The sequence below is a fragment of the Microlunatus aurantiacus genome (assembly GCF_039536605.1).
Lineage (GTDB): Bacteria > Actinomycetota > Actinomycetes > Propionibacteriales > Propionibacteriaceae > Microlunatus > Microlunatus aurantiacus.
Genome location: NZ_BAAAYX010000002.1, coordinates 165,493 through 191,056, shown reverse-complemented (window position 1 = coordinate 191,056; position 25,564 = coordinate 165,493). Strand labels below are relative to the sequence as shown.

26 protein-coding genes and 3 tRNA genes are annotated in these 25,564 nt (G+C 69.8%); 6 read left to right on the top strand and 23 right to left on the bottom strand.

Features of this window, described 5'->3' with window-relative positions:
• Positions 1 to 102: 102 nt before the first annotated feature.
• Positions 103 to 3,582, bottom strand: a complete 3,480-nt coding sequence (gene rpoB / locus ABD714_RS01020) for a DNA-directed RNA polymerase subunit beta (protein ID WP_344810402.1) — start codon at positions 3,580 to 3,582, stop codon at positions 103 to 105.
• Between the two features lie 336 nt (positions 3,583 to 3,918).
• On the opposite strand from rpoB, the gene ABD714_RS01015 reads away from it, so the two are divergent.
• Positions 3,919 to 4,266 (top strand): L-rhamnose mutarotase, encoded by a 348-nt coding sequence (locus tag ABD714_RS01015; protein WP_344810401.1) that lies wholly within the window; start codon positions 3,919 to 3,921, stop codon positions 4,264 to 4,266.
• Between the two features lie 176 nt (positions 4,267 to 4,442).
• Here the strand turns inward: ABD714_RS01015 and rplL are convergent, their stop codons facing one another.
• Together rplL and rplJ are read right to left on the bottom strand one after the other, a co-directional pair.
• The gene (gene rplL / locus ABD714_RS01010; RefSeq protein WP_344810400.1) at positions 4,443 to 4,832 is read right to left on the bottom strand and encodes a 50S ribosomal protein L7/L12; all 390 of its coding nucleotides are present in this window, start codon (positions 4,830 to 4,832) and stop codon (positions 4,443 to 4,445) included.
• Positions 4,833 to 4,875: 43 nt separating this feature from the next.
• Entirely contained in the window at positions 4,876 to 5,541 is a 666-nt protein-coding gene (rplJ, locus tag ABD714_RS01005; protein WP_344811254.1) for a 50S ribosomal protein L10, read from the bottom strand.
• 496 nt (positions 5,542 to 6,037) lie between these two features.
• On the opposite strand from rplJ, the gene ABD714_RS01000 reads away from it, so the two are divergent.
• Together ABD714_RS01000 and ABD714_RS00995 are read left to right on the top strand one after the other, a co-directional pair.
• The gene (locus ABD714_RS01000; RefSeq protein WP_344810399.1) at positions 6,038 to 6,604 is read left to right on the top strand and encodes a C40 family peptidase; all 567 of its coding nucleotides are present in this window, start codon (positions 6,038 to 6,040) and stop codon (positions 6,602 to 6,604) included.
• A gap of 164 nt (positions 6,605 to 6,768) precedes the next feature.
• Positions 6,769 to 7,272 (top strand): GNAT family N-acetyltransferase, encoded by a 504-nt coding sequence (locus ABD714_RS00995; RefSeq protein ID WP_344810398.1) that lies wholly within the window; start codon positions 6,769 to 6,771, stop codon positions 7,270 to 7,272.
• Positions 7,273 to 7,288: 16 nt separating this feature from the next.
• Here the strand turns inward: ABD714_RS00995 and ABD714_RS00990 are convergent, their stop codons facing one another.
• The 7 genes from ABD714_RS00990 to ABD714_RS00960 all read right to left on the bottom strand — a co-directional run bounded on the left by ABD714_RS00990 (position 7,289) and on the right by ABD714_RS00960 (position 12,653).
• The gene (locus ABD714_RS00990) at positions 7,289 to 8,101 is read right to left on the bottom strand and encodes a hypothetical protein (RefSeq protein WP_344810397.1); all 813 of its coding nucleotides are present in this window, start codon (positions 8,099 to 8,101) and stop codon (positions 7,289 to 7,291) included.
• 58 nt (positions 8,102 to 8,159) lie between these two features.
• Positions 8,160 to 8,861 carry a 50S ribosomal protein L1 gene (gene rplA / locus ABD714_RS00985; protein ID WP_344810396.1) on the bottom strand — a complete coding sequence of 234 codons (702 nt, stop codon included), beginning with the start codon at positions 8,859 to 8,861 and terminating at the stop codon, positions 8,160 to 8,162.
• 190 nt (positions 8,862 to 9,051) lie between these two features.
• Entirely contained in the window at positions 9,052 to 9,483 is a 432-nt protein-coding gene (gene rplK / locus ABD714_RS00980) for a 50S ribosomal protein L11 (protein WP_344810395.1), read from the bottom strand.
• 142 nt (positions 9,484 to 9,625) lie between these two features.
• A complete protein-coding gene (nusG, locus tag ABD714_RS00975; RefSeq protein ID WP_344810394.1) occupies positions 9,626 to 10,546 on the bottom strand; it encodes a transcription termination/antitermination protein NusG in 921 nt (306 codons plus the stop codon).
• A 42-nt stretch (positions 10,547 to 10,588) separates the two neighbouring features.
• Positions 10,589 to 11,062, bottom strand: a complete 474-nt coding sequence (gene secE / locus ABD714_RS00970) for a preprotein translocase subunit SecE (protein ID WP_344810393.1) — start codon at positions 11,060 to 11,062, stop codon at positions 10,589 to 10,591.
• A gap of 75 nt (positions 11,063 to 11,137) precedes the next feature.
• Positions 11,138 to 11,210: transfer RNA gene (locus ABD714_RS00965), tRNA-Trp, on the bottom strand.
• Positions 11,211 to 11,375: 165 nt separating this feature from the next.
• Complete coding sequence (locus ABD714_RS00960; protein WP_344810392.1) at positions 11,376 to 12,653, bottom strand: aspartate aminotransferase type Ic; 1,278 nt, start codon at positions 12,651 to 12,653, stop codon at positions 11,376 to 11,378.
• Positions 12,654 to 13,049: 396 nt separating this feature from the next.
• Here ABD714_RS00960 and ABD714_RS00955 point away from each other — a divergent pair, with 396 nt between their 5' ends.
• Positions 13,050 to 14,549, top strand: a complete 1,500-nt coding sequence (locus tag ABD714_RS00955) for a long-chain-fatty-acid--CoA ligase (RefSeq protein ID WP_344810391.1) — start codon at positions 13,050 to 13,052, stop codon at positions 14,547 to 14,549.
• Positions 14,550 to 14,663: 114 nt separating this feature from the next.
• Here ABD714_RS00955 and ABD714_RS00950 read toward each other — a convergent pair whose 3' ends face one another.
• The 9 genes from ABD714_RS00950 to ABD714_RS00910 form a co-directional block, all read right to left on the bottom strand.
• Complete coding sequence (locus ABD714_RS00950) at positions 14,664 to 14,891, bottom strand: hypothetical protein (protein WP_344810390.1); 228 nt, start codon at positions 14,889 to 14,891, stop codon at positions 14,664 to 14,666.
• A 300-nt stretch (positions 14,892 to 15,191) separates the two neighbouring features.
• Positions 15,192 to 16,964: a malto-oligosyltrehalose trehalohydrolase gene (treZ, locus tag ABD714_RS00945; protein WP_344810389.1), complete on the bottom strand. Its 1,773-nt coding sequence runs from the start codon at positions 16,962 to 16,964 to the stop codon at positions 15,192 to 15,194.
• Positions 16,961 to 18,031 (bottom strand): UDP-N-acetylmuramate dehydrogenase, encoded by a 1,071-nt coding sequence (locus ABD714_RS00940; RefSeq protein WP_344811253.1) that lies wholly within the window; start codon positions 18,029 to 18,031, stop codon positions 16,961 to 16,963. The genes treZ and ABD714_RS00940 overlap by 4 nt, the downstream gene beginning before the upstream one ends.
• Before the next feature lie 71 nt (positions 18,032 to 18,102).
• On the bottom strand, positions 18,103 to 18,528 hold the full coding sequence (locus ABD714_RS00935) for a MaoC/PaaZ C-terminal domain-containing protein (RefSeq protein ID WP_344810388.1): 426 nt from the start codon (positions 18,526 to 18,528) through the stop codon (positions 18,103 to 18,105).
• Positions 18,525 to 18,950, bottom strand: a complete 426-nt coding sequence (locus ABD714_RS00930) for an FAS1-like dehydratase domain-containing protein (RefSeq protein WP_344810387.1) — start codon at positions 18,948 to 18,950, stop codon at positions 18,525 to 18,527. The genes ABD714_RS00935 and ABD714_RS00930 overlap by 4 nt, the downstream gene beginning before the upstream one ends.
• Positions 18,951 to 19,216: 266 nt before the next feature.
• Entirely contained in the window at positions 19,217 to 19,963 is a 747-nt protein-coding gene (locus ABD714_RS00925) for a sirohydrochlorin chelatase (protein ID WP_344810386.1), read from the bottom strand.
• 52 nt (positions 19,964 to 20,015) lie between these two features.
• On the bottom strand, positions 20,016 to 20,183 hold the full coding sequence (gene rpmG, locus ABD714_RS00920) for a 50S ribosomal protein L33 (protein WP_344810385.1): 168 nt from the start codon (positions 20,181 to 20,183) through the stop codon (positions 20,016 to 20,018).
• A 31-nt stretch (positions 20,184 to 20,214) separates the two neighbouring features.
• Positions 20,215 to 20,290: transfer RNA gene (locus ABD714_RS00915), tRNA-Met, on the bottom strand.
• A gap of 121 nt (positions 20,291 to 20,411) precedes the next feature.
• Positions 20,412 to 20,484 (bottom strand) — tRNA-Thr (locus ABD714_RS00910).
• 140 nt (positions 20,485 to 20,624) lie between these two features.
• Here ABD714_RS00910 and ABD714_RS00905 point away from each other — a divergent pair.
• A complete protein-coding gene (locus ABD714_RS00905; RefSeq protein ID WP_344810384.1) occupies positions 20,625 to 20,789 on the top strand; it encodes a hypothetical protein in 165 nt (54 codons plus the stop codon).
• Between the two features lie 41 nt (positions 20,790 to 20,830).
• Positions 20,831 to 21,553: a TIGR00266 family protein gene (locus ABD714_RS00900; RefSeq protein WP_344810383.1), complete on the top strand. Its 723-nt coding sequence runs from the start codon at positions 20,831 to 20,833 to the stop codon at positions 21,551 to 21,553.
• Between the two features lie 24 nt (positions 21,554 to 21,577).
• Here ABD714_RS00900 and ABD714_RS00895 read toward each other — a convergent pair whose 3' ends face one another.
• From ABD714_RS00895 to ABD714_RS00880, 4 genes are all read right to left on the bottom strand, one after another.
• The gene (locus tag ABD714_RS00895; RefSeq protein WP_344810382.1) at positions 21,578 to 22,639 is read right to left on the bottom strand and encodes a glycoside hydrolase family 172 protein; all 1,062 of its coding nucleotides are present in this window, start codon (positions 22,637 to 22,639) and stop codon (positions 21,578 to 21,580) included.
• Positions 22,640 to 22,672: 33 nt separating this feature from the next.
• Positions 22,673 to 23,539: a PrsW family intramembrane metalloprotease gene (locus ABD714_RS00890; RefSeq protein ID WP_344810381.1), complete on the bottom strand. Its 867-nt coding sequence runs from the start codon at positions 23,537 to 23,539 to the stop codon at positions 22,673 to 22,675.
• A gap of 89 nt (positions 23,540 to 23,628) precedes the next feature.
• Positions 23,629 to 24,465 (bottom strand): alpha/beta hydrolase, encoded by an 837-nt coding sequence (locus ABD714_RS00885; protein WP_344810380.1) that lies wholly within the window; start codon positions 24,463 to 24,465, stop codon positions 23,629 to 23,631.
• A gap of 139 nt (positions 24,466 to 24,604) precedes the next feature.
• Entirely contained in the window at positions 24,605 to 25,465 is an 861-nt protein-coding gene (locus ABD714_RS00880; RefSeq protein ID WP_344810379.1) for an SDR family NAD(P)-dependent oxidoreductase, read from the bottom strand.
• Positions 25,466 to 25,564 lie beyond the last annotated feature (99 nt).

The following is a 25,564-nucleotide window of genomic DNA, read 5'->3' as shown; positions in this document are numbered from 1 at the left end:
CTGTGGACTGAACTCCCGCTGGACTCCGCCGGACCCGATCGGGGGTCTGGTGGCGGAGCCCCCAGCGGGGGGTACACGGGGGGCAAGGCCCCCCGTGCGTGTTCAGACTTCTTCGACGCCCAACGACTCGCCCGGCCGGCGGGAGAGATCGATGCCGAACTCCTCGCTGGCGCGGTAGTTGTCGTCGTCGGAGTCCCGCAGCTCGACCTCGGTGCCGTCGCTGGACAGCACCTCCACGTTCAGGCAGAGCGACTTCATCTCCTTGACCAGCACCTTGAACGACTCGGGGATGCCGGGCTCGGGGATGTTCTCGCCCTTGACGATGGCCTCGTAGACCTTCACGCGGCCGTGGATGTCGTCGGACTTGATGGTGAGCAGCTCCTGCAGGGCCCAGGCGGCGCCGTACGCCTCCAGTGCCCACACCTCCATCTCACCGAACCGCTGGCCACCGAACTGGGCCTTACCACCCAGGGGCTGCTGCGTGATCATCGAGTACGGACCGGTGGAGCGGGCGTGGATCTTGTCGTCCACCAGGTGGTGCAGCTTCAGCATGTAGATGTAGCCGACACCGACCGGCTTCGGGAACGGCTCACCGGAGCGGCCGTCGAACAGCCGCGCCTTGCCGTCGCCGTCGACCAGCTGGACACCGTCCCGGTTCGGCAGCGTGTTGCCGAGCAGGCCGGTGATCTCGGCCTCGGTCGCGCCGTCGAACACCGGGGTGGCCAGACGCTGGTCGCCCTCGACGTGGCCGAGGTTGATCCCGCGCAGCCGCTCGGCCCACTCGCCCTCGACACCGTCGAGGTCCCAACCGGTCTTCGCCACCCACCCGAGGTGGGTCTCCAGCACCTGACCGACGTTCATCCGGCTCGGCACACCGAGCGGGTTGAGCACGATGTCGACCGGGGTCCCGTCCTCCAGGAACGGCATGTCCTCGATCGGCAGGATCTTGGAGATGACGCCCTTGTTGCCGTGGCGGCCGGCGAGCTTGTCACCGTTGGAGATCTTCCGCTTCTGGGCCACGTAGACGCGGACCAGCTGGTTGACCCCGGGCGCGAGCTCGTCGTCGGAGTCGCGGTCGAAGACCCGGACACCGATGACGGTGCCCGACTCGCCGTGCGGCACCTTCAACGAGGTGTCGCGGACCTCGCGCGCCTTCTCACCGAAGATCGCGCGGAGCAGCCGCTCCTCCGGGGTCAGCTCGGTCTCACCCTTGGGCGTGACCTTGCCGACCAGGATGTCGCCGGTCGAGACCTCGGCGCCGATCCGGATGATGCCGCGCTCGTCGAGATCGGCCAGCATCTCCTCGGAGACGTTCGGGATGTCCCGGGTGATCTCCTCGGCGCCCAGCTTGGTGTCCCGGGCGTCGACCTCGTGCTCCTCGATGTGGATCGAGGTGAGGACGTCGTCCTGGACGAGGCGCTGCGACAGGATGATCGCGTCCTCGTAGTTGTGACCCTCCCACGGCATGAACGCGACCAGCAGGTTGCGGCCGAGGGCCATCTCCGCACCGTCGGTGCAGGGACCGTCGGCGAGCGGCGTGCCCTTCTCGACCCGCTGTCCGACCGAGACCAGCGGACGCTGGTTGATGCAGGTGCCCTGGTTGGAGCGACGGAACTTGGCCAGCCGGTACGTCTTGTACGTGGCGTCGTCCTGGGCCACGTCGATCAGGTCGGCGCTGACCGAGGTCACCACACCGGGCTCGGTCGCGGTGGTCACGTCGCCGGCGTCGACAGCGCCGCGGTACTCCATGCCGGTGCCCACGAACGGGGAGTCCGACCGGAGCAGCGGGACAGCCTGACGCTGCATGTTCGAGCCCATCAGGGCGCGAGACGCGTCGTCGTGCTCGAGGAACGGGATCATGGCCGTGGCCACCGACACCATCTGGCGCGGCGACACGTCCATGTAGGCCACCTCGGAGGCCGGGACCTCGTCGGTCTCGCCGTGCCGCTTGCGGACCAGCACCCGCTCGGTGGCGAAGGTGCCGTCCTCGGTCAGCTTGGCGTTGGCCTGCGCGATGACGTAGCGGTCCTCCTCGTCGGCGGTCAGGTAGTCGACGTCGTCGGTCACCCGACCCTCGGCCACCCGGCGGTACGGCGTCTCGACGAAGCCGAACGCGTTCACCCGGGCGAAGGAGGCGAGCGAGCCGATCAGACCGATGTTCGGGCCTTCCGGCGTCTCGATCGGGCACATCCGGCCGTAGTGGGAGGTGTGCACGTCGCGCACCTCCATGCCGGCGCGGTCACGGGACAGACCGCCCGGGCCGAGGGCGGAGAGACGCCGCTTGTGCGTCAGGCCCGCGACCGGGTTGGTCTGGTCCATGAACTGGCTGAGCTGGCTGGTGCCGAAGAACTCCTTCAGCGCCGCGACCACGGGCCGGATGTTGATCAGGGTCTGCGGCGTGATCGCCTCGACGTCCTGGGTCGTCATCCGGTCGCGCACGACGCGCTCCATCCGGCCGAGACCGGTGCGCAGCTGGTTCTGGATCAGCTCGCCCACGGTCCGCAGCCGGCGGTTGCCGAAGTGGTCGATGTCGTCCTCTTCGACGATCAGCTCGCCGCGCGGGGCCTCGAGGGTCTCGCGACCCTCGTGCAGCGCCACCACGAAGCGGATGGCCGCGACGATGTCCTCGATCGTCAGGACCTGCTTGTCGAAGGGCTCGTCCAGGCCCAGCTTCTTGTTGATCTTGTACCGACCGACCTTGGCCAGGTCGTAGCGCTTGGGGTTGAAGAAGTAGTTCTCCAGCAGCGCCTGCGCGGCCTCGCGGGTGGGCGGTTCTCCCGGGCGCAGCTTGCGGTAGATGTCGAGGAGCGCCTCGTCCTGGGTCGAGGTGTGGTCCTTCTCCAGGGTGAGCCGCATCGACTCGTACTCGCCGAACTCCTCCAGGATCTGGGCGTCGGTCCAGCCCAGGGCCTTGAGCAGCACGGTGACGTTCTGCTTGCGCTTGCGGTCGAGGCGGACGCCGACCATGTCGCGCTTGTCGATCTCGAACTCCAGCCACGCACCGCGGGACGGGATCATCTTGCAGGTGAAGATGTCCTTGTCGGAGGTCTTGTCGGTGGTCTGCTCGAAGTAGACACCCGGGGAACGGACGAGCTGGGACACCACGACCCGCTCGGTGCCGTTGATGACGAACGTGCCCTTGTCGGTCATCAGCGGGAAGTCGCCCATGAAGACCGTCTGGCTCTTGATCTCGCCGGTCTCGTTGTTCATGAACTCGGCGGTGACGAACAGCGGCGCGGCGTAGGTGACGTCGCGGTCCTTGCACTCGTCGACGGAGTTCTTCGGCGGCTCGAAGCGGTGGTCCCGGAAGGACAGCGACATCGTTCCGGAGAAGTCCTCGATCGGCGAGATCTCCTCGAAGATCTCCTCCAGACCGGACTTGGTGTTCACATCCGTCCGACCGTCCGCCAGGGCCAGCTCGACCCGGTCACGCCACGCGGCGTTCCCGACGAGCCAGTCGAAGGAATCGATCTGCAGATCCAGGAGGTCCGGGACCTCCATGGGCTCCGCGATCTTGGCGAAGGAGATGCGACCGGTGGGTGAAACAGCGGGACTATCGAGGGCAGTGCGCGAGGCGGCCAACAGTGGGTCCTTCCGAGACTCGCAGTATCTGGTTGTGGCTCTGCGCATGACAAACGGCCCGTGTCAAATAGAAACGGGTCGTCGAAATGGCTAGGGCAAACCCCTACAGTACTCGGATTGGCGCGCGAGGTCAAGGCTCAAGCGCACGGCGGCGCGGAACAGACAAATTACTTGCTGCTCGGGATGGAAGCATACTCGCCATAGGGCCGTTGACAAGGAGGGATGGGCCCAGGCGCGTCGCTGGCGAGTGACGAGGTCGACCGCTCGCTACGGTGAGGAACCGCACACCCGGCGTCACGAGTGCGCCGGACCATCTCGTCGACAGATAGGTCATCGATGCAACGGATCTGCGAGATCATCCACGTCCACCCCGCGGCCATCGCCGAGTACAAGCGGGTCCACGCCGAGGTGTGGCCGGCGGTGCTGGCCCGCCTCGAGGCCTCGCACATGACCAACTACTCGATCTTCCTGCGCGAGCCCGAGAACCTGCTCGTCGCCTACTACGAGTACACCGGTGACGACCTGGCCGCCGACCAGGCGGCGATCGCGGCGGATCCGGAGACCCGGCGCTGGTGGACCGTGACCGACCCGATGCAGCAGCCGCTGTCCTCGATGCCGGCCACCGAGGGTTCGCAGGCCGGGGGTTGGTGGGCCTCCACCGAGGAGGTCTTCCACCTCGCCTGAGGTGACCCAAGCGACAGGTCCCGCTCGCGTTCCTGCTTCTCGCGCCGGTCGGAAGCCGAGCAGGAGGCATCATCCCGAGCGAGGCACGTCGGAGGGCGCGGAGACGCCAAGGGCGCGGGACCCTGATCGGATCCCGCGCCCTTCGCGGATGTTCGGCAGGTGCCGAGCAGTCGGACCTACTTGACGGTCACCTTGGCGCCGGCGCCCTCGAGGGCCTCCTTGGCCTTGGCGGCGGCCTCCTTGGTCACCTTCTCCAGGACGGCCTTGGGGGCGGCCTCGACCAGCTCCTTGGCCTCCTTGAGACCGAGGCTGGTGAGGGTACGCACCTCCTTGATGACCTGGATCTTCTTCTCGCCGGCAGCCTCGAGGATGACGTCGACCTCGTCGCTCTCCTCCTCGACCGGAGCGGCCTCGCCGCCACCACCGGTGGCAGCGGCGGCCACGGCGACCGGAGCGGCCGCGGTGACGTTGAAGGTCTCCTCGAACTGCTTCACGAACTCGCTGAGCTCGATCAGCGTCAGCTCCTTGAAGGCGTCCAGGAGCTCGTCAGTGCTGAGCTTCGCCATGATTTGGCGTTCCTTTCGTTCTGTTCTGCAGCAGTGCTGCGGACTACTGGTCCGAGGCGGCGTCGGCCGCTTCGGCGGTGGGCTCTGCAGCGGGTGCTGCTGACTCGTTCGCCTCGGCGGCGATCTCGTCGTTGGTGGGCTCCTGGGTCTGCTCGGCCTCCGGTGCTGCACCAGCACCGGCGATGAGCGACGGGTTCTCCTCAGCTGCCTTCTCCAGGGCCGCGAACACACGCGCGGCCTGGGACAGCGGAGCAGCGACGAGCGAGATGGCCTGCTGCAGGACTCCCTGCATGCCACCGGCGACCTTGGCGAGGAGGACCTCACGGGACTCCAGGTCGGCCAGCTTCTTCACTTCGTCGGCGGACAGGGACTTGCCGTCCAGTACGCCACCCTTGATGACCAGAAGCGGGTTCTGCCGGGCGAAGTCACGCAGACCCTTCGCGACGGTGACCGGGTCACCCTCGATGAAGGCGATCGCCGTCGGGCCGACGAGGTGTTCCTCGACGCCCTCGACTCCGGCCTCACGGGCCGCGATCGTGGTCAGCGTGTTCTTCGACACGGCGTAGGTGGCATCGTCACCGAGAGAGCGCCGCAGTTCCTTCAGCGCTTTCACGGTGAGTCCGCGGTACTCGGTCAGCACAGCGCCCTGCGAGCTGGAGAACTTCTCCGCCAGCTCGGTGACCGCGGCTGCCTTGTCCGGCCTCGCCATACGTGTCCTCCACAACGTTCCGACTTCTGACGCGCTACGGGCGTAGCGCTTCCGCGTCTGGCTGGTGTGGTCGGACCCCGGGAAACAGAAATGCCCCGGTGCGCAGGGCACACGGGGCGGCTCCGACGAATTCCAGGGCCGGAGCCCGGACTCGTCGAGGACGATCATGTTCACCTGCGCGGGCCATCCCGTTCGGGAGGTCTTCGGACCGAGCCAGGCTCGGTCGACCAGCGGTCTTCGGTACGCGTCACCTTACGCGACGCACGCCGCTGCGCCCAAATCGCCCGCGGGCGCCGCCGACCGGGGGTGGTCCGGGATCTGTTGACACCCGTGCCGAGACATTCGGGGTGCTCTCGGCCCGCGAGGTCACGCTGATATCACTGAGGATCGTACGTTTCCTGAGTGTTGGCACAGAAGATCTCGACTTGATAACGTGCGGCAGCCGGTCGGGGACCGTGCCGTCAGAAGCCGGTCCGCACGACCTCGAGGGGAACACATGCCCACCACCATCCAGCGTCTCGCCGCCGGTGCCGCCACCCTGGCGCTCGCTTTCGCGACCGTCGCGGGCACGGAGCTCCCGGCGACAGCCGACGCCCGGCCCGCGGCCCCGCTCTCGGCTCTCCCCCAGGGCGGTGTCGTCCGAACCGTCGACACCCTGACCACGGCCACCGTCTCGCTGGGCTCGATGCAGCAGGTCGTCAAGAAGAAGAAGAAGTCGAAGGGGGCCAAGGCGCTCGCCTTCGCGAAACGACAGCTCGGCGACCGCTACCGCTACGGGGGCACCGGCCCGAACGCCTGGGACTGCTCCGGACTGACCCGCGGCGCCTGGAAGCACGCGGGGAAGAAGATCCCGCGCACCTCGCAGGGGCAGTCCCGCCACGGCAAGAAGGTGGCGAAGTCCAAGCTCCGCAAGGGCGATCTCGTCTTCTTCTACTCGGGCCGGAGCCACGTCGGGATCTACGCCGGCAACGGCAAGGTCATCCACGCCTCGCGACCGGGCAAGCCGGTGTCCTACATCAAGATGAAGTACATGCCGTACGCGGGCGCCCGCCGGCCGGCCTGACCCCCTGAACTCGGGGGCGGCGCCCCCCTGAATGCCGCTCACCCCGAGCGCGAGCGTCGTCTCGACCGGCCCCCCATCTTGGTCGAGGCGGCGCTCGCTTCTTTCTCCCGGCGCCGGAAGGTCCGGGCCCGCGGCCGCACCCGCGATCACTAGGCTCGGTCGTCGTGACCGATCCCCAGCTGCCTGCCGGCATCCGCGCCGCGACCCCCGACGACGTGCCGGCCGTCCTCGGGCTGATCCGCGAGCTGGCCGACTACGAGCGCGCGCTGGACCAGGTCCGCGCGACTCCCGACCAGCTGCGAGCCGCGCTCTTCGCTCCCTCCCCGGGGGTCTTCGCCCTGGTCGCTGAGAACGAGGGCGAGGTCGTGGGGTTCGCCCTCTACTTCCTCAGCTTCTCGACCTGGGAGGGCGTGCACGGCATCCACCTCGAGGACCTGTACGTGAGCCCGACCCGGCGCGGCACCGGCGTGGGTGCGGCTCTGCTGGCGTCGCTCGCGGCGATCGCCGTGGCCCGCGGTTACGCCCGGGTCGAGTGGTCGGTGCTGGACTGGAACACCCCGTCGATCGAGTTCTACCGGCGCCTGGGAGCGGTGGCCCTGGACGAGTGGACCGGCTTCCGGCTCAGCGGCGACGCGCTGCTCGCCACCGCAGCCCGCAGCACCGGCTGACGGCGCCCGGGCTCGCCTACTCCGCGAACCGGCTGAGCGCGATGGTGCCGCCGATGGCCAGCACGAACCCGGCCGCCGCGAGGACTTCGCGACCGGGCAGCATGCTGTCGCCGAAGACCAGCAACCCGAGGGCGGACGGGACGATGACCTCGATGACGAAGGTGACGGCGGCCACCACGGTGACCTTCCCCCGCTGCAGCGCCACCCCGAAGAAGCCGACCGCGATCGCTCCGTACGCCGCGACCGCCCACAGCAGGGGGTTGACCAGGAGTCGCAGGTCGATGGCGTCGGCGCCCATCGCCCGGGCGGCGACGGCGACACCGCTGAACCCCAGTCCGGCGGCGACCGCGCAGAGGATGACCGACGAACGGCCCGCCCGGCGGTAGCCCACCAGACCCACCGACAGGGGCACCACCGCCCCCACCAGGATCGCGACGGTCACGGCGCCCCCCGTGACGGTCGCCGCCTCGGCGGCGGCGCTGAGACTGAGCAGCACCAGGCCGAGTCCGAGGACCCCGAGGGCGCCCCAGTCGCGGCCGCCGAGCTTCTCACCGCGCAGAGCGGCGATGATCGCCGTCACCCCGACGCTGGCCGCCACGATGGACTCGACCAGGAACAGGGGCAGCTCGCGCAGGGCGACCACGTTGCCGAGGAACCCGAAACCGTCGAGGGCCAGACCCACCAGGTACGGGAGCTGGGTCACGATGCCGACGACACCACCCACCCCGGCGGCCGCCGCCGCGCGGCGGGCACCGACCGCCTGCAGAACGGTCGCCACCCCGTACGCCAGGCACGCGATGACCGCCGCGATCCAGCTGATCAGGAGCACGGGGTCGAGCCTGGCTTACGGGGTGGTGGTCGAACGAAGCGGGGTCACCGCAGAGAGATCACTCGGACTCGGGCTTGACCTTGTTCGGGTCGACCGGGATGCCCGGGCCCATCGTGGTGGAGATGGTGGCCTTCTTCAGGTACCGACCCTTGGACGCGCTCGGCTTGAGCCGCATCACCTCGTCCAGCGCCGCGAAGTAGTTCTGCGACAGCTGCTCGGTGGTGAAGGACGCCTTGCCCACGATGAAGTGGAGGTTGGCGTGCCGGTCGACGCGGAACTCGATCTTGCCGCCCTTGATGTCGGTCACGGCCTTGGCCACGTCGACGGTCACGGTGCCGGTCTTCGGGTTCGGCATCAGGCCACGCGGGCCGAGGACGCGTCCGAGACGTCCGACCTTGCCCATCAGGTCGGGGGTGGCCACGACGGCGTCGAAGTCCAGGTAGCCGCCGAGCACCTTCTCGATCAGGTCGTCCGAACCCACCTCGTCGGCCCCGGCCGCTTCCGCGGCCGCCGCCCGGTCACCGGTGGCGAACACGACGACCTTGGCGGTCTTGCCGGTACCGTTGGGCAGGTTGACCGTGCCGCGGACCATCTGGTCCGCCTTGCGCGGGTCCACACCGAGTCGGAAGGACACGTCGACGGTCTCGTCGAACTTGACCTTGGTGCCGCTCTTGGCCAGCGTCAGGGCCTCGACCGGGGAGTACAGGTTCTCCTCGTCGATGCTGTCGGCCGCGGACCGGTAGTTCTTGCTGCGCTTCATGCTGCTGGTTCCTTTCACCAGTTCTGGTTCTACGGGCCGCGCGCGGCCCTCCCAGTGTTGATTGCTCGCTAGCGCTCGCTAGCGATTTCTGCTTGTCCCGACTCGTTCGTCGCTCCGGCTGAAACGAAAAGCGTGTTTCATCCGGCCCTCCTGCACGTCATCGGCGCAGAAATCGGGGAAAAGACAACTACTAGTTGGAGACGGTGACGCCCATGGAGCGGGCGGTGCCTTCGACGATCTTCATGGCGGCGTCGACGTCGTTCGCGTTCAGGTCGGGCAGCTTGGTGGTCGCGATCTCGCGCACCTGGTCCCGGGTGATCTTGCCGACCTTGTTGGTCTGCGGCACGCCGGAGCCCTTCTGGATCCCGGCGGCCTTCTTGATGAGCTCCGCGGCCGGCGGGGTCTTGGTGATGAAGGTGAACGAACGGTCCTCGTAGATGGTGATCTCGACGGGGATGACGTTGCCACGCATGGGCTCGGTGGCCGCGTTGTAGGCCTTGCAGAACTCCATGATGTTCACGCCGTGCGGGCCGAGCGCCGTACCGACCGGAGGGGCCGGGGTGGCGGCGCCGGCGTTCAGCGCCACCTTGACGAGGGCTGCGACCTTCTTCTTGGGAGGCATTGCGGTGTGGGTCCTTCTGTGTGGTTCGCGCCGGTCATCCGGCGGAGGTGCGGCGGTCGGACTGGGCTGCCCAACCGGTCAATGGTACGTGAAACCGACCAGTGCTCGTTCCGGCCCTGTTTCGACCGTTCGAGATCTGGGCTCAGACCTTCTGGATCTGGGCGAAGGTCAGGTCGACCGGGGTCTCCCGACCGAGGATCTCGACCAGCGCCTTGAGCCGCTGGGCGTTGGCGTTGATCTCGGTGATGGTGGCGTGCACGCCCGCGAACGGACCGTCCACGACCATGACGGAGTCTCCGGCCTCGAAGTCGGCGACCTCGACCTTCTTCTTGCGCCGAGCCGGGGCGTCGGAGCCGGCGATGGCTGCCGCCGCGATCGACGGGGCGAGCATCTTCTCGACCTCGTCCAGGCTGAGCGGCACAGGCTGGTTGGAGTGCCCCACGAAGCCGGTCACCGACGGCGTGTGCCGGACCGTCGACCAGGACTCGTCGGTCAGATCCATCCGCACCAGCACGTAACCCGGCAGCACGGTCCGCTTGATCTGCTTGCGCTGACCGTTGCGGATCTCGGTGACCTCCTCGGTGGGGACGACGATCTCGAAGATGTAGTCCTCCATGTTGAGGGAGGTGACCCGGTTCTCCAGGTTCTGCAGCACCCGGTTCTCCATCCCGGAGTAGGTGTGCACCACGTACCAGTCGCCGAACTTGCCGTGCAGCTCCTCGTGGAACTTGGCCAGCGCCTCCTCGGCCGGATCGGCCTCGTCGCTGGCGTCACCCTCGTCCTCGTCCTCGACCTCTTCCTCGGGCTCGGGGGCGCCGAGATCGATGTCGAAGTCGTCCTCGGTGGTCTCCTCCTCGGCCGTGGAGCCGCCGAAGTCGAGGTTGATGTCGACGTCGTCCTCGGTGCGGTCAGCGGTGAAGTCGGACCCGAGGTCGATGTCGAAGTCGTCGCTGGTGCCCGCGTCGGCGCCCACGTCGGTCGAGCTCTCCTCCGCCGGGGTGGCAGAGCCCTCCGACTCATCAGCCGCGGACCGCGGCGGTTCGGTCGAATAGGTCTCAGACACGTGTATATCTCCAGTACTTGCTAGGGGTGGTGAGTCAGGTGGTCAGGCGAAGATCCGGAAGATCGCCGCACCGATGCCCAGGTCGAGCAGGCTGACGTACGCGATGATGAACAGGACGAAGATCAGCACGACCACGAAGTAGTTGGCCAGCTGCGGTCCGGTCGGGTAGACCACCTTGCGCAGCTCCGCCACCGACTGCTTGACGAGCGTGATCGGCCCGGTGCGCTGGTGCTCGACGGCGTCCCGCTTCTGCTTCGGGGTGGCCTTGTCCTTCTTCGCTCGGGCAGGTTCGCCGGCGGCAGCGGTCTCGCTCCCGCGGGCCGACCGCGAGGAACGACCAGCCGGGACGAGCTCGCGCTCCCCGCCCTGCTCCCCGTCGCCGTCATCCCCGTCGCCGTCATCCCCAGCGCCGTCGTCCAGCATCTCGCGGTCGTCGGCCGTGGGGTCCACGGGCTCGCCGGGGGTGGCAGAGGTGTCCGGCTCGTCGGCCGGGTCCACCTTGTCACTGTCTGCCACGTCGTCGCCCTTCTCCGGTCATTCGTCTTCGCCCGCCCTCCGGGGCGTCGAGGACGCCCCGGACGGGCGGATCTGCAGGGCAAGAGGGACTTGAACCCCCAACCTTCGGTTTTGGAGACCGATGCTCTGCCAGTTGAGCTATTGCCCTTCGGTGCCGAGCCCTGTCCGCCGGCAGCCCGTCCAACCTAGCGGTCGGGTGCGGGCGCACCAGAGTCGAGGTGACCAGCACCAAGCCCCAGAGTGTAGTCGGCACCGGGGCGAGCGTCGAACCGACGCGGTCGACACCCGCCGCCCGTGGCGGCCACCGTCAGGGTCAGCCGGCGGCCTGCTGCTGTTCCGCGGAGGCGAGCAGCACGCACGTGCACAGACCCTCGATCGCGGCGGCGACGTCGTCCGGCGACGGGAACGTCGGGGCGATCCGGATGTTCCGGTCGCGGGGGTCGCTGCCGTACGGGAAGGCGGCGCCGGCTGCCGTCATCGCGATCCCGGCCTCCTTGGCCAGGGCCACCACCCGGGTCGCACAACCATCCGGGACGTCGAGGCTGATGAAGTAGCCACCCTCGGGCCGAGTCCAGGTCGCCACCTCGTGGTCGCCGAGCCGGGACTGGAGAATCGTCTCCACCTGCGCGAACTTCGGCTCGATGATGGCCCGGTGCTTCCGCATCAGCTCCCGGACACCGTCCGCGCTGCCCAGGTAGCGGGCGTGCCGCAGGTGGTTGACCTTGTCCGGGCCGATCGTCCGCTTGCCGAGGTGCTGCAGGTACCAGGACACGTTCGCCGGCGAACCGGCGAAGAACGACACCCCGGCACCGGCGAAGGTGATCTTCGACGTGGACGCGAACACGAACACCCGGTTCGGGTTGCCGGCCTCGGCCGCCAGACCGAGCACGTCGAGCGCAGGGTGCTCGGCGTCGGTGAGGTGGTGGACGGCGTACGCGTTGTCCCAGAAGATCCGGAAGTCCGGGGCGGCGGTCGGCATCGAGACCAGCTCCCGCGTCACCTCCTCGGTGTAGACCGAACCGGTCGGGTTGGCGTACGTCGGGACGATCCAGATCCCCCGGACGCTGGGGTCGTCGGCCACCCGGCTCCTGATCGCCTCGAGATCGGGACCGTCGGGGCCGAGGGCGACCGGCTCCATGGTGATGCCGAACTGCTCGCACAGGGCGAAGTGGCGGTCGTAACCCGGGACCGGGCAGAGGAAGGTGATGGGCTCCTTCACCCAGGGACCGGCGGAGTCGACGGTGCCCTTGAGCAGGGAGAACACCAGGGTGTCGTGCATGACACCGAGGCTGGCGTTGTCACCGGCGACCAGCTGCGCGACCGGCACGTTGAGCAGCTCGGCGAAGATCTCGCGGATCTCCGGCAGCCCCTGACCGCCGCCGTAGTTGCGGCAGTCGGTGCCGTCCGCCGCCGTGTACTCCCCCGCGCCGGGCAGGGTCAGCAAGGCGTTGGACAGGTCGAGCTGCGCGGGCGCCGGCTTCCCGCGGGTGAGGTCCAGCTTCAGTCCCCGGTCCACCAGCGCGGCGTACGCGGTCGTCTGCTCGCTGTGCAGGGCGGCGAGGGCGTCGGGACTGAGGTCGGACAGGCTCATGGCGGGTTCCTCGATCGGTGGGTGGGCCGGATCTGGCCGTCTCGGAGTCTAGGGGCCCGAGTCCGCCGGGGCCCGGGCCGTCCGCGTCCGGACTGTCTGCGAGGTGCGGAGGCGAGTGATCCCGTCGCGGAGCAGCGAGTGACGACACCACAGCGATGGCGCGGCCGAGCGCGACCCCCCGCACTCCGGCCGCGCCCCACTCGCTGAACGCGACACCTCCCCAGACCCGGGAGGATCAAGTCACCGTGTCCGACCCGGCGAACCAGGATCCGACCACTTCGATGAACGAGTAAGGCCAGCCTAACCTACTCCGGGTGTCTGCGCAACACCCTTCTCCGAGGTCGGATCGGGTGTGAAGCGGCTGCGGAATGTGGTGTGCGCCACTACCGTCTGGTCATGACCTCGAACTCCAACATCGCCTGTTGGCTGAGCGACCACGCCGCCGCGGACCCGTCCCTGCCCGCCATCAAGCAGGGCGAGCACATCCTCACGTACGCCGCCCTGGAGCACGCCGCCGCGCGCTGCGCCGCGGTGCTGGCGGGCCGCGGGGTGACGGCCGGGGACCGGGTCGCGCTGATCATGCCCAACGTCGCCTACTTCCCGGTCGTCTACTACGCGATCCTGCGACTCGGGGCCGTGGTCGTGCCGATGAACCCGCTGCTCAAGGCGGGCGAGATCTCGTACGCCTGGAAGGACGCCGGCGCGCAGGTCGCTGTGGTGTTCGCCCTGTTCGCGGCCGAGGCGGCCAAGGCGGCGGAGGTGACCGGCACCGACGTCGTGGTGGTGACGCCCGGCGAGTTCGAGCAGACCCTGGCCGAGACCCCGCCGCTGGAGGGTGGACCGGCCGTGCGCACCGGCGACGACACCGCGGTCATCCTCTACACCTCCGGCACCACCGGCTCCCCGAAGGGCGCCGAGCTCACCCACGACAACCTGGGCAGCAACGTCCGCACCGACCTGGCCACGCTGATGCCGCTGGCGCCCGGCGACGTCGTGTTCGGTGGTCTGCCCCTGTTCCACTCCTTCGGGCAGACCTGCGGTCTGAACGCGGCCATCGCCGGCGGCGCCTGCCTGACCCTGCTGCCCAAGTTCGACGGCGAGGAGGCGCTGCGGATCGTGGCCGAGGACCGGGTCACCGTGTTCCTGGGCGTCCCGACCATGTACATGGCGCTGCTCGCGGTGCCCGACCCCGGTCGGTTCGACACCAGCCGGCTGAAGGTGGCCGCCTCGGGTGGGGCGTCGCTCCCGGTCGAGGTCCTCTACGAGGTGCAGCGCCGGTTCGGGTTCCAGCTGCTGGAGGGGTACGGCCTGTCCGAGACCTCTCCGATCGCCTCCTTCAACCACCCCGACCGCCCGATCAAGCCGGGATCGGTGGGTGTGCCGATCGACGGGGTGGAGTTCCAGCTCTGGGAACCGGACGACACCGAGGTGGCCGAGGGCGAGATCGGCGAGATCGTCATCCGCGGCGCGAACGTGATGAAGGGGTACTGGAACAACCCAGCAGCCACCGCCGAGGCGATGCGCGGTGGCTGGTTCCACAGCGGCGACCTGGCCACGCGTGACGCCGACGGCTTCTACTTCATCGTCGACCGCGCCAAGGACATGATCATCCGCAACGGGTTGAACGTCTATCCGCGCGAGGTCGAGGAGGTCCTCTACACCCACCCGGCGGTGGCGGAGGCCGCCGTGTTCGGCGTCCCGGACGCCCTGCACGGCGAGGAGATCGCCTGCCTGGTCGCCCTCCGCGAGGGCGCCGAGGCCACCGAGGACGAGATCCGCGACTTCGTCGCCGACAAGATCGCGGCCTACAAGTACCCACGGATCGTGCGGTTCGGACCCGTGCCGAAGGGTCCCACCGGCAAGATCCTGAAGCGCGAGATCACGATCGACGCCTAGCGTCGCACCTGATGGACTGACCGTTCAGCGGGCTCATCCGATCGGACGACAGAGCCAGTCCACTCATCGGGACCTCCTCGGTCGCTCGCGCCGGCGGCTGAGCCGCAGGGGCGCCTACTCGGCGAGCACCATGTAGTCGGTGGCGACCTCGAAGTGGACGATCAGCTCGCTCAGCCGTTCCCAGGCCGCGGCGGTCTCGGGATGCTCCCTGTCGAACCGATCGCTTTCCTCGGCGGAAGCCTGTCCTTCCGCCGGATAGAGGCGATCACGTGCCTCCGGACCGTCGATCTCGAAGATGATCAGGTAGTTGCCAGAGCGCGGACCGCGCTCGCCCTTCAGCACGAGGGTTCGCCATCCCTCCGGCTGGGCCGACGTGACAACCTCCGACGCCGCCTTCTCGAACCGATCTGGGTCCACCCCCGGCTTCAGCTCGATCTCATGGACACCCAGGACACGCGCCATCTTTCCCCCCGAGGTAGACCGACTCCTGATGCTCCCCCGCAGCACTGGTCAGCGCCAGGGACGATCGGGCAGCCGTCCGGGCACGATCCGACGCCGCACGGATCGGGTGCCGCCGAGATTGCGGGGCTGGCTCGTCTCCGTCGACCGGGATCAGCCATGACCACGATCGGCGGCGCCGGCCTAGCCTCGGAGCACCGCGACCGCACTGTGCGGGGCCAGCCAGACCGACTCCGGTCGGAGGGCTGACTCCCCCACCGTCAGCAGCTCCTCGGCCCCACCGGCCAGGGGGACCTCCACCTCGCCGCTGCGGAAGTTCACCACCAGGGCGACCGCGCCGCGCTCCACCAGCAGCCAGCCCTCGTCGTCGTCGGAGGTGGCCGTGCCGCCGTCGAACTGCGGGTCGCAGAAGTCCGGGTAGGTGCGCCGGAGCCGGATCAGGCGCCGGTGCAGGTCGAGCAGGTCGGCGTGCCCGGGCTCGCTCAGCTCGTCCCAGACCAGCTTGGAGCGCTCGAAGGTCGCGAGGTCCTGCGGATCCGGGACCTGCGAGAGGTCCCAGTCCATCTGGGCGAACTCCTCCCGCCGACCGGTGGCCACCTTCTCGCCCAGCTCCGGCTCCGGATGGTCGGTGAAGAACTGCCAGGGGGTCGAGGCCCCCCACTCCTCCCCCATGAAGATCATCGGGGTGAACGGGCTGAGCAGGGTCACGAACGCGGCCAGACCCAGCTGCTGGGCCGACACCTTGCCGGAGAGCCGCTGACCGTCGGCGCGGTTGCCGATCTGGTCGTGGTTGTCGGAGCAGACGACCAGCCGCCAGGTCGGCGTCCGCAGGGTGTCGATCTTGTGCCCGTGGGCACGGCCACGGAAGCTGGAGTGCGTGCCGTCGTGGAAGAACCCGTTCTCGAACACCTTGCCGAGGGCGGCGAGGGAGTCGAAGTCGGCGTAGTAGCCGGTCGTGTCCCCGGTGAGGCTGACGTAGAGGGCGTGGTGGAAGTCGTCGCTCCACTGACCGGTCAGCCCGTAGCCGCCGCCGTCGCGGGTGGTGATCAGCCGGGGGTTGTTCAGGTCCGACTCGGCGATCAACGACAGCGGCCGGTTGAGGAAGGCCGACAGCGCCGCCACCTCCACGGCCAGCTCCTCCAGCAGGTGCGTGGCCCGGGTGTCGGACAGGGCGTGCACCGCATCCAGCCGGAGACCGTCGACGTGGTACTCGCGCAGCCACATCAGCGCGTTGTCGATGATGTAGCGCCGGACCTCGTCGGAGTGCTCGCCGTCCAGGTTGAGCGTCTCGCCCCAGGTGTTCGACGGTCCGTCGGCAATGTAGGGACCGAACTCCGGCAGGTAGTTGCCGCTGGGCCCCAGGTGGTTGTAGACGACGTCCTGGATGACTCCGAGGCCGCGCTGGTGGCAGGCGTCGACGAAGGCCTGGTAGGCCGCCGGACCGCCGTACTCCTCCTGGACCGCCCCCCACAGCACCCCGTCGTAGCCCCAACCGTGCCGGCCGTTGAAGGCGTTGACCGGCATCAGCTCGACCAGGGTGATCCCCAGCTCGACCAGGTGGTCCAGACGCTCGATGGCGGAGAGCAGCGTGCCCTCGGGGGTGAAGGTGCCGACGTGCAGCTCGTAGACGATGCCCCCGGGCAGCTGGCGCCCGGTCCACAGCCGGTCCGACCACCGGTAGGCCTCCGGGTCGAAGGTCCTCGACAGCCCGTGCACCCCGTACGGGGCCTGCCGCGCCCGAGGATCCGGCAGCACCGTCGCGCTGCCGTCGATCCGGTAGCCGTAGTCCAGTGGTCGGTCGCCCGACGGCTCCGCCAGCCCTCCGACGGGTCGCCAGAAGCCGTCGCCGTCGGTCTCCATCGCGATGCGGCGCTCGTCGCCGTCGGCCGGGTCGACGAGCAGCAGCTCGACCTGCTCGGCGGTCGGGGCCCAGAGGGCGAACGGGTCGTTCTTCACAGGGTGCACTCCACGAGGACGGGTTCTTCGACGAGGGTGATGCCGAACCGCTGCCGGACACCGGCCCGGATCTCGCGAGCGAGATCCAGCAGGTCGGCCGCGGAGGCGTCACCTCGATTGGTCAGGGCGAGCGTGTGCTTGGAGGACAACGCTGCCCGTTCGTTCCCGTACCCCTTGTCGAAGCCCGCATGCTGGATCAGCCACGCCGCGCTGGTCTTCACCGTGCCCTCCGGCCCGGGGTAGCGCGGGGCGTCGGGCGGCAGCAGCGCCGCCGCATCGGGCTCCAGAAGCGGGTTGGTGAAGAAGGACCCGGCGCTCCAGGTGTCGGCGTCACCGTCGTCCAGCACCATGCCCTTGCCGGCCCGCAGCTCGAGCACGGCCTGCCGCACGTCGGCCGACGGCACCCGCTTCCCGACCGGCACCCCGAGCGTCCTGGCCAGCTCGGCGTACCGGATCGGGGCCGACAGCGAGCCGAGGACGAGCTGGAACGTCACCTCCAGCACCAGGAAGCGACCACGCTCGGCCTTGAACCGCGAGGTCCGGTAGCCGAAGCCGCAGTCGGCGACGGAGAAGCTCGCCTGCCGTCCCGTCGACCGGTCGAGGGTGCGGACCCGGGCGAGGGTCTGGGAGACCTCGCTGCCGTACGCGCCGACGTTCTGGATCGGGGTGGCGCCGACGAGCCCGGGGATCCCGGACAGCGCCTCGATCCCGCTCCACTCCTGCTCGACCGCCGCGGCCACGAGGGCGTCCCAGTCCTCACCGGCGGCGACCGTCACCGTGGCTCCGCTGCAGTCGGAGACGTCGGCGCTGATCCCTCGGTTGGCGATCTTCACCACGGTGCCGGGGAAGCCGTCGTCGGCGACCAGCACGTTGGAGCCGCCACCGAGCACCAGCACCGGCTCACCGGCGGCGTCGGCCGCCCGCACCGTCTCGACCAGCTCGGTCTCGGTGTCGGCGACGACGACCCGACGGGCCGGACCACCGACGCGCAGCGTCGTCAGGTCGGCCAACCGGTCGCTCGCCGCCGTCTCCGGCGGCGGCGCGCTGGCCAGCGACAAGGACGTGATGTCGCACGACTCGCCGGGAGCCACCGAGAGGTCGGTCACCACAGCGCGGGGGAACGAACCGCCGACCGACGTCACGGTGCGAGGTCGACGACGGCCCGGGCCGCCCCGAGGACCTTGAGGTCGCCGCTGACCGCCTCGATGACGATCGTCACCAGGGCGTCGTCGACGGCCTCGACCACCCCACCGAAGACGAGCTCGGTGCCCTCGGCGTCATCGGGCACGACCACCGGCTTGGTGAACCGGACGAAGTAGGACCGGACTCGCGCCGGGTCGCCGACCCACTCGGTCACCACCCTCAGCGCGCTGCCCATGGTCAGCATCCCGTGCGCGATCACCCCGGGCAGACCGACCTGGTCGGCGTAGAAGGAGGAGTAGTGGATCGGGTTGAAGTCGGTCGACGCGCCGGCGTAGCGGACCAGGGTCTCGCGGGTGAACCGCACCGTGAGACTCGGCAGCCGCGTCCCGACGGTGACGTGGGAGAGATCCGGTGCGCTCATGCGTCCGCCTCGTGGGAGTGGAAGAAGGTCGCCTCGGCGGTGCAGATCAGCTCGCCGTCGACGGTCTCGACCTCGACGGAGGAGGAGATGATGTCGGCTGCGCCGCGGTTGCGCACCTTGTCGATGGTGAGCGTGGCCTGGACGCGGTCGCCGGCCCGCAGCGGGCGGCGGTAGGTGAAGCGCTGGTCCCCGTGCACGATCCGCCGCAGGGCCAGACCGAGCTCGGGATCGTCGAACATCGACTCCCAGGCCGACGAGGAGATCACCGCCACGAAGGTCGGCGGGGCGATCGGTCGCTCGGCGGTGTAGGCCGGGTTGTCTTCCCCGAGGGCACGGGTGAACTCGGCGATCTTGGCGGCCGAGACCTCGTACGGCGGGGTCGGTGGATAGCGACGACCCGCATGGTCGGCGGTGATGGTCATGAGCAGAGCCTCTCGGGAGTGCAGGAGTGTTTCCGCACGACGCGCCCACCTCGACCACCGGCGGACTCCGTCGTGCGGAAACGCGACGAACGAGCGAGACTCGCGGAGCTCAGGACCCCGGAGCGCGGAGCGCGACCATCGAGCAGGGTCATGAGCAGAGCCTCTCGGGAGTGCAGGAGTGTTTCCGCGACGAACGAGCGAGACTCGCGGAGCTCTGGGCCCCGGAGCGCGGGGCGCGACGGTGGGGACGAGGCATGGTGCTCACGCTAGTGGAGGGGACCCGCCGACCTCAGGGCCGTGCGGTAGCGGTCGGCCACGACCGGCGCGAGCAGGGTGCCGAGCGGGTCGACCAGCTGCCAGCCGGCGGCGGCGACGGTCGGGGCGATCGCGTCCAGCAGCAGCCCGGGGGCGACGAACAGCGGGACCACCGTCCCGGGCGGTGAACCGGCGTCGACGAGCTCGGTGAGGACGTCGGTGGCCCGGGGCTCGGTGGTGCCGAACCCCGCACGGACGGGGGCGCCACGGCGGGCTGCGAGGCGGTCGGCCAGACCGGCCACCGCTGCGTTCGCGTCGGGGCGCGAGGATCCGACCGCGTAGAGGAGGACCGGGGCGTCGGGCGCCGTCCCGGCGGCCCTCAGGCGGGCGGCGACGACGTCGGCCAGGTCGTCGTCGGTGCCCAGGATCGGGCTCAGCTCGAGCGTCACCCCGGAGCTCTCGGCGGCCCGGTGAACGGCGTCGGGGACGTCGATCCGCGCGTGGAAGGCGTCGGTGAACAGCAGCGGCACGACCACCGCCCTGGACTCGCCGGCGGCGGCCAGGTCGGCCGCCACGGCGTCCAGATCGGGATCGGTGAGATCCAGGTAGGCGGCCCGGCTCGGCACCCCGGTGAGCGCGGTGACCTCGGCCAGCACCGCCTCGACCCCCTCGGCGACCCGGTGGTGCCGGCTCCCGTGCGCCAGACCGATCAGCACGGGCCGGCCGCCCCACACGTCCGGAGCACCTGCGGGCAGCACGAAACGAGCCGCCGAGGAACTCGGCGGCTCGTCACGGTGGTCACGCGCTGGGTCAGCGGGTTTCGCGGTGGGTGGTGTGCGTGTGGCAACGCGGGCAGAACTTCTTCAGCTCGAGCCGGTCGGGATCGTTCCGCCGGTTCTTCTTGGTGATGTAGTTCCGCTCCTTGCACACGGTGCAGGCCATGGTGGTCTTGGGGCGCACATCCGTGGACTTGGCCATCGTCGTTTCCTTCGGTTTCTGTGGGTGTTCCTGGTAGCGGGAGCGGGACTTGAACCCGCGACACAGCGATTATGAGCCGCTTGCTCTACCGCCTGAGCTATCCCGCCGCAGAACCCTGCTGACGTGACGGCACCCGCCACACCCAGTGTGCCCGCTCGATCAAGGCCGACCACGGCCCCGCCGTACGCACACACCGCCGACGCGCGGTGGCGCCGGAACCTGACTCCGAGCCCCCATGCGGAATCGAACCGCAGACCTTCTCCTTACCATGGAGACGCTCTACCTACTGAGCTATAGGGGCACTCGCACGCCCTGGTTCCCCCAGCGCGCCGACGCAGAAGAATACAGGCCGGGGCCCCCGCACGCGAATCGGCGCCGGTGCACGTCACCCGATCGTGGTGACGCCCTCGACCACCACCCGGTGGGAGCACGTCGTCAGGCGTGCCGACGCGCTCCGCGTCGCCGGAGCCGCACGCCCGGGTCGTCGCCCTCGGGGCCGAGAACGTCGAGCCGTGGGCGGTGGCGGTCGTGACGCTGGTGGAGCGCCCCCTGCCGCGCGGAGCGCCGTCGACGCCTGAGGCGGGGGCCTCGACCGGACCGGGCTGAGCACCGTCGACACCGGTGATGTGCCCCTCTAGCGTGGCTCCATGCAGACGCGCATCGCCGGCACCACCATGCCCATCCTCGAGGTCACCCTGAGCCCGGGCGAGCACCTGATCGCCGAGGGCGGCGACGTGTCCTGGCTGACTCCCGGCTTCGGGATGGAGACGTCCACCCGGTTCGGGTCGGGCGGCAAGGGCGGCTTCCTGTCGGGTCTGAAGCGGGCCCTCGGCGGTGGCCAGCTGTTCCTGACCGACTACACCGCCCCACCCCAGGGCGGCTTCGTCGCCTTCTCCGCCCAGCTGCCGGGGTCGATCCGGGAGCTGCGCATCGACCGAGCGGACAACTTCATGGTCCAGTCCGGCGCGTACATGTGCAGCACTCCGGACGTGGAGATCTCCGTCGGGCTGCAGAAGAAGCTGGGGGCGGGCATCTTCGGCGGGGCGGGCGTGATCTTCCAGCGGCTCTCGGGCGACGGCACCGCCTGGGTGCAGCTGGCCGGGGAGATCGTCGAGTACGACCTCGCAGCGGGCCAGTCGATGCTGATCCACCCCGGCCACCTCGCCCTCTTCCGCGCGGAGATGCCGCTGGAGTTCGCCTCGGTGAAGGGGATCAAGAACAAGTTCTTCGGCGACTCGCTGCTGCTGGCCCAGGTCCAGGGTCCGGGCCACATCTGGCTGCAGTCGATGACGCCGGCCAAGCTGGCCGCCGCGATCGAGCCCTATCTGCCGGAGAAGCCGTCGAGCACCTCGTTCGGCAACGACAGCTGAGTCGGCCCCGCCGCGGCGTACGCGTCAGCAGATCTCCAGCTCGTCGACGGTGGGCGGCGTCGGCCGATCGGCGACCGGCGCGTCCAGGTAGAACACCCCGGTCGAGGCGATGTCGTCACGCAGCGACAGGTAGCGGCCACCGCTGCGCCATCCCAGGGCCTGGATGTCGACGCGCAGACCGGTGGCGAACCGGATCGGGTCGAGCAGGTGCCAGCGGTACAGACCGAAGCGGGTCTGCGAGCTGTAGAGCCCGTCCGGCCGGATCACCTGCGGCAGACCGAGGTAGGGCGTGGTGTAGGTCGTGTAGCCCTGACCGGGGACGTCGAAGTTCCAGGCTCCCCCGACGTAGTCCTCCGTGCCGGTGCCGCAGACGGTCGGGAAGTCGGCGTCGTCGTCGAGGTAGAACTTGATCTCCCCCTCGCCCCACCAACCGGTCGAGTTCGATCCCCACGCGAGGTACGTGCCGACGTACTGGCCAGCCCCCTGCACCCCCGGGATGATCACGTGCGGTTCGGCGTCGCCGAGCGGGTTGCTTCGACGCCACTGCGCGTGCAGGTAGCCGCGGTCGGCGGCGGCGTCGTCCAGCTCGTAGGTGACCTGGTAGTAGATCCGGACGGGGACCGCGGAGACGTTCTCCAGGGTCAGCCGGGCCCCGGTGCGGAAGGGCATCGGCCAGTACGAGTTGAAGCCGCCGTTCGGGTTGACCGCGATCGGCTGCGAGCTGACCTGGGCGAAACGGCCCCAGCCCGAGCAGAAGAAGTCGCCGTACGGGACCTCGATGGCCGGTTCGTCGGCCCCGTCCCAGTACGCCCGCAGCAGCAGGCTCCGCCAGTGGTCGGTGTGGGTGGTCGCCCAGATGTGGGTGATCGTGCCGGCGCCCTCGATGGCGGCGAGCTCGAGGGTCTCCCCGGGTGCGACGTCGAGACTGGGCGACACCTTCCAGCCGGCCCCGAGGTCACGGGCCGCCTCGGCCCCCGTGCCGGCGATCGCCCGCGCTCCCCCGCCGGGCTCTCCGGTGGGGTTCTCGGGACTGATCGAACGCGTCCGCGCTGAGGGCCTGAGCGCGCTGACTGAGGACAGATCCATGATCATCACCCTGCCACGAGACGGGCGTCGGCGTCAGGGGGTGGCGGGATCCACCGCACCGGGCGGGGGGACGTACGGACCGTACGTCCAGGTCGGCGGCTCCTGCTCGCGGTCGGCCGCCCGGCGCGAGCGGTGCACCACGATCAGCAGCCCCGCGAAGCTCACGACGCCGACGACCGTACGGACCAGCCACAGCTCCGAACCGTCCCAGAGGGCGTGCAGAGCCACGGCGGCCGCGAACGTCGCCACGAACAGCCCGACCGCCCGCGCCTTGCGTGCCGCGCTGGGGATCCGCCACAGCGCGGCGGTGGCCACCCCGGTCCAGGCGACGTGACCGGCCGGCGAGAGCAGACCGCGGAGCAGCAGGGTCTGGTCCAGATCGGCCAGCGACCGACTCTGCAGCAGGGCGGAGAACCCGTAGCCCATCGTCTCCAGCGTGGCGAACCCCATCCCCGAGGCGACGCCGATGATCACGCCGGCGGCCGGGTCCCGGCGCCGGGCGAAGAGCAGGATGATCAACGGCACGACCAGCTTGGCGGACTCCTCGATCAGCCCGACCATGATCATCGGCACGGCCCCGAGGCGTTGCAGCGTGTCGTACTCCAGCGTGCCGGCCGCCACCGTCCCGATCACCCCGCCGATCCCGGCCACCGCGGCGATCAGACCGGCGCCGACCTGCGCCCGCCGGGGTCCGGACGCGGCGTAGACCAGGACCGAGGCGGGGACGACCGCGGAACCGAGCAGCAGCAGCGAGGGGACGTACAGCGGGTTCTGGGTGGCCACCAGCGTGCGGAGCACGATCAGGTAGCCGGCCACGCCGCCCAGCAGCACCAGCAGCCAGGCCCAGCGGACCCGGCGCGGGACCCGCCGCGCCGGCGGTGGGGTCGTCGACGTGCTCATCCGGCCGTCCTCCTGGTCCTCGTGGTCGAATCGAGGACGATCATGCCGTGGCCGGGCCCCCGGGGACGCTCGGGTGCCCCGCTGACGGGTCAGTCGCTGGTCTCCTCGGCCGGATCGCTCACCTGCTCCGCCAGCCACTCCAGGGTCAGCTGGGCGACGTCGCGCCAGCCGTGGTCGATGGTGAGCGAGTGCCCGCGACCCTCGAGCTCGCGGTACTCGGTGATCGACGGGTTGTCGGCGTACAGCGCGAACACCGCCTCGGTCACCGAGCGGGGCACCGTGTGGTCCTCGGTGCCCGTGATCAGCAGCAGCGGCCCGCGGGCGGCGTGGTGGGAGTCCACGGCGGCCGGTGAGTCCCTGACGAAGTTGGCGGTGGCGTCCTCGAACAGCGGCCGGCCGGGACCCGGGATCGTCCAGCGCGCGAAGAGCGCGTCGGACTCCTCCTCGGTCAAGGTGTTGCCGAAGCTGTAGTGGAACTGCTTCGAGGTCAGCGACACGGTCCGCTTCTTGTTCGCCGGGTTGCCGAGGACCGGCAGCCCGGACCGGAGCTGGGAGAACGGCAGCACCTTGACGCCCTTGATGGGTGCCGGGTCGATGGCCACGGCCGCGGTGGCGTAGCCGCGGGCGAGGAGCTCCTGGGCGATCAGACCGCCGAAGGAGTGCCCGACGACGATCGGTCTGACCGGCATGGCGTCGATCAGGTCCGCGTAGTGGCGGCAGATCGCCTCGATGCCGACCCCGTCCAACGGGCTCGGATCGTCACGGGTCTGCTGGACGGTGTCGGCGTCGCCGGGCCAGCCCGGGGCCGACGTGACGTAGCCGTGGGTGGCGAACAGCTCCTGCCACGACTCCCACGCGCTGGCGTGGATCCACAGACCGTGGATGAACAGCACCGGGTACGGCCGGCTCTCGACAGGTGGTGGCACGGGTGACTCCTCGGGTTCGGTGGCCACGGAGGTGGCGCGGGTGCGGGTGGGGCGTGCTGGAGGTGAGCGCCGCTGGGGCGCTGGGTGTCGTTTTGCGCGCACCTGCTGCGTGCGGGTGGGCGGCGGCGGGAACCCAGGGCTACAGCGTCTGGACCAGTCCCCCGTCGATCGCGAAGTCGGAGCCGGTGACGTTCCCGGTGCGACCACTGGCCAGGACGAGGACGAGGTCGGCGATCTCCTCCGGGCGGGTGAAGCGCCCGGTGACCGCACCGGCGGCGGCCTGCGCGGCGACCTCGGCCGGGTCGGATCCGACCGCCTCGGCGACGGTCCGGGCGACCCCTGCGTCACCCAGCCAGAGACCGGTCTCGACGGGACCCGGGCTGATGGTGTTCACCCGGATGCCGGCGCGCCCGACCTCCTTCGACAAGGACTTGCAGAAGTTCGTCAGTGCGGCCTTGGCGGCTGAGTAGTCGATGACGAGGGGATCGGGCAGGTAGGCGTTGACGGACGAGATCGTGATGATGCTGCCACCCCCGCGCCGGGTCATCTCGGGGAGCGCGGCCCGGGTGGTGCGGACCGCGGCCATCAAGGTGAGAGCGGTGGAGGCGGCCCAGGCGTCGTCGGTGACGCTGCGGAAGCCGTCCGGACGGGGGGTGACCGCCCCCGCGTTGTTCACCAGGATGTCGACACCTCCCAGCCGGGCCGCCGCCTCCACCAGGGCGATCGGCCCCTCCGGTCCGGCGAGGTCGACGGGGACGAACACCACGCGACCGTGCGTGCCCCTGCGGACGCCGTACGCCTGCCCGTCAGCGCCGTGACCGTCGACCGCTTGACCGTCAGCGCCGTGACCGTCGACCAGGGCGGGCAGGTCCGGCCCGAGCGAGCGGGCACCCGCGACGACGGTGACCCCCTCGGCCACCAGCGCCCGGGTCACGGCGAGACCGATGCCCTTGCTGGCGCCCGTCACCACAGCGATCCTGCCGTTCAGGTCCAGGTCCACAGTCGGTCCTCCTTCTCCCGGCTCGAGCCAACACCTGCGGCGAGCGGGTGTCCAAGACCTTCCTGGTGGACATCGATAACCAAACGGCTCGCCCGGTGC

Bases quoted from the DNA above. Each gene is read 5' to 3' on its own strand.
- ABD714_RS01015 (WP_344810401.1), top strand. From the start codon at position 3,919: ATGCAACGGATCTGCGAGATCATCCACGTCCACCCCGCGGCCATCGCC.
- rpmG (WP_344810385.1), bottom strand. From the start codon at position 20,183: ATGGCCAAGTCCACGGATGTGCGCCCCAAGACCACCATGGCCTGCACC.
- ABD714_RS00935 (WP_344810388.1), bottom strand. From the start codon at position 18,528: ATGAGCGCACCGGATCTCTCCCACGTCACCGTCGGGACGCGGCTGCCG.
- rplK (WP_344810395.1), bottom strand. From the start codon at position 9,483: ATGCCTCCCAAGAAGAAGGTCGCAGCCCTCGTCAAGGTGGCGCTGAAC.
- rplL (WP_344810400.1), bottom strand. From the start codon at position 4,832: ATGGCGAAGCTCAGCACTGACGAGCTCCTGGACGCCTTCAAGGAGCTG.
- ABD714_RS00960 (WP_344810392.1), bottom strand. From the start codon at position 12,653: ATGAGCCTGTCCGACCTCAGTCCCGACGCCCTCGCCGCCCTGCACAGC.
- rplJ (WP_344811254.1), bottom strand. From the start codon at position 5,541: ATGGCGAGGCCGGACAAGGCAGCCGCGGTCACCGAGCTGGCGGAGAAG.
- ABD714_RS00900 (WP_344810383.1), top strand. From the start codon at position 20,831: ATGCAGACGCGCATCGCCGGCACCACCATGCCCATCCTCGAGGTCACC.
- rplA (WP_344810396.1), bottom strand. From the start codon at position 8,861: ATGAAGCGCAGCAAGAACTACCGGTCCGCGGCCGACAGCATCGACGAG.
- ABD714_RS00895 (WP_344810382.1), bottom strand. From the start codon at position 22,639: ATGGATCTGTCCTCAGTCAGCGCGCTCAGGCCCTCAGCGCGGACGCGT.
- ABD714_RS00930 (WP_344810387.1), bottom strand. From the start codon at position 18,950: ATGACCATCACCGCCGACCATGCGGGTCGTCGCTATCCACCGACCCCG.
- ABD714_RS01000 (WP_344810399.1), top strand. From the start codon at position 6,038: ATGCCCACCACCATCCAGCGTCTCGCCGCCGGTGCCGCCACCCTGGCG.
- ABD714_RS00955 (WP_344810391.1), top strand. From the start codon at position 13,050: ATGACCTCGAACTCCAACATCGCCTGTTGGCTGAGCGACCACGCCGCC.
- ABD714_RS00890 (WP_344810381.1), bottom strand. From the start codon at position 23,539: ATGAGCACGTCGACGACCCCACCGCCGGCGCGGCGGGTCCCGCGCCGG.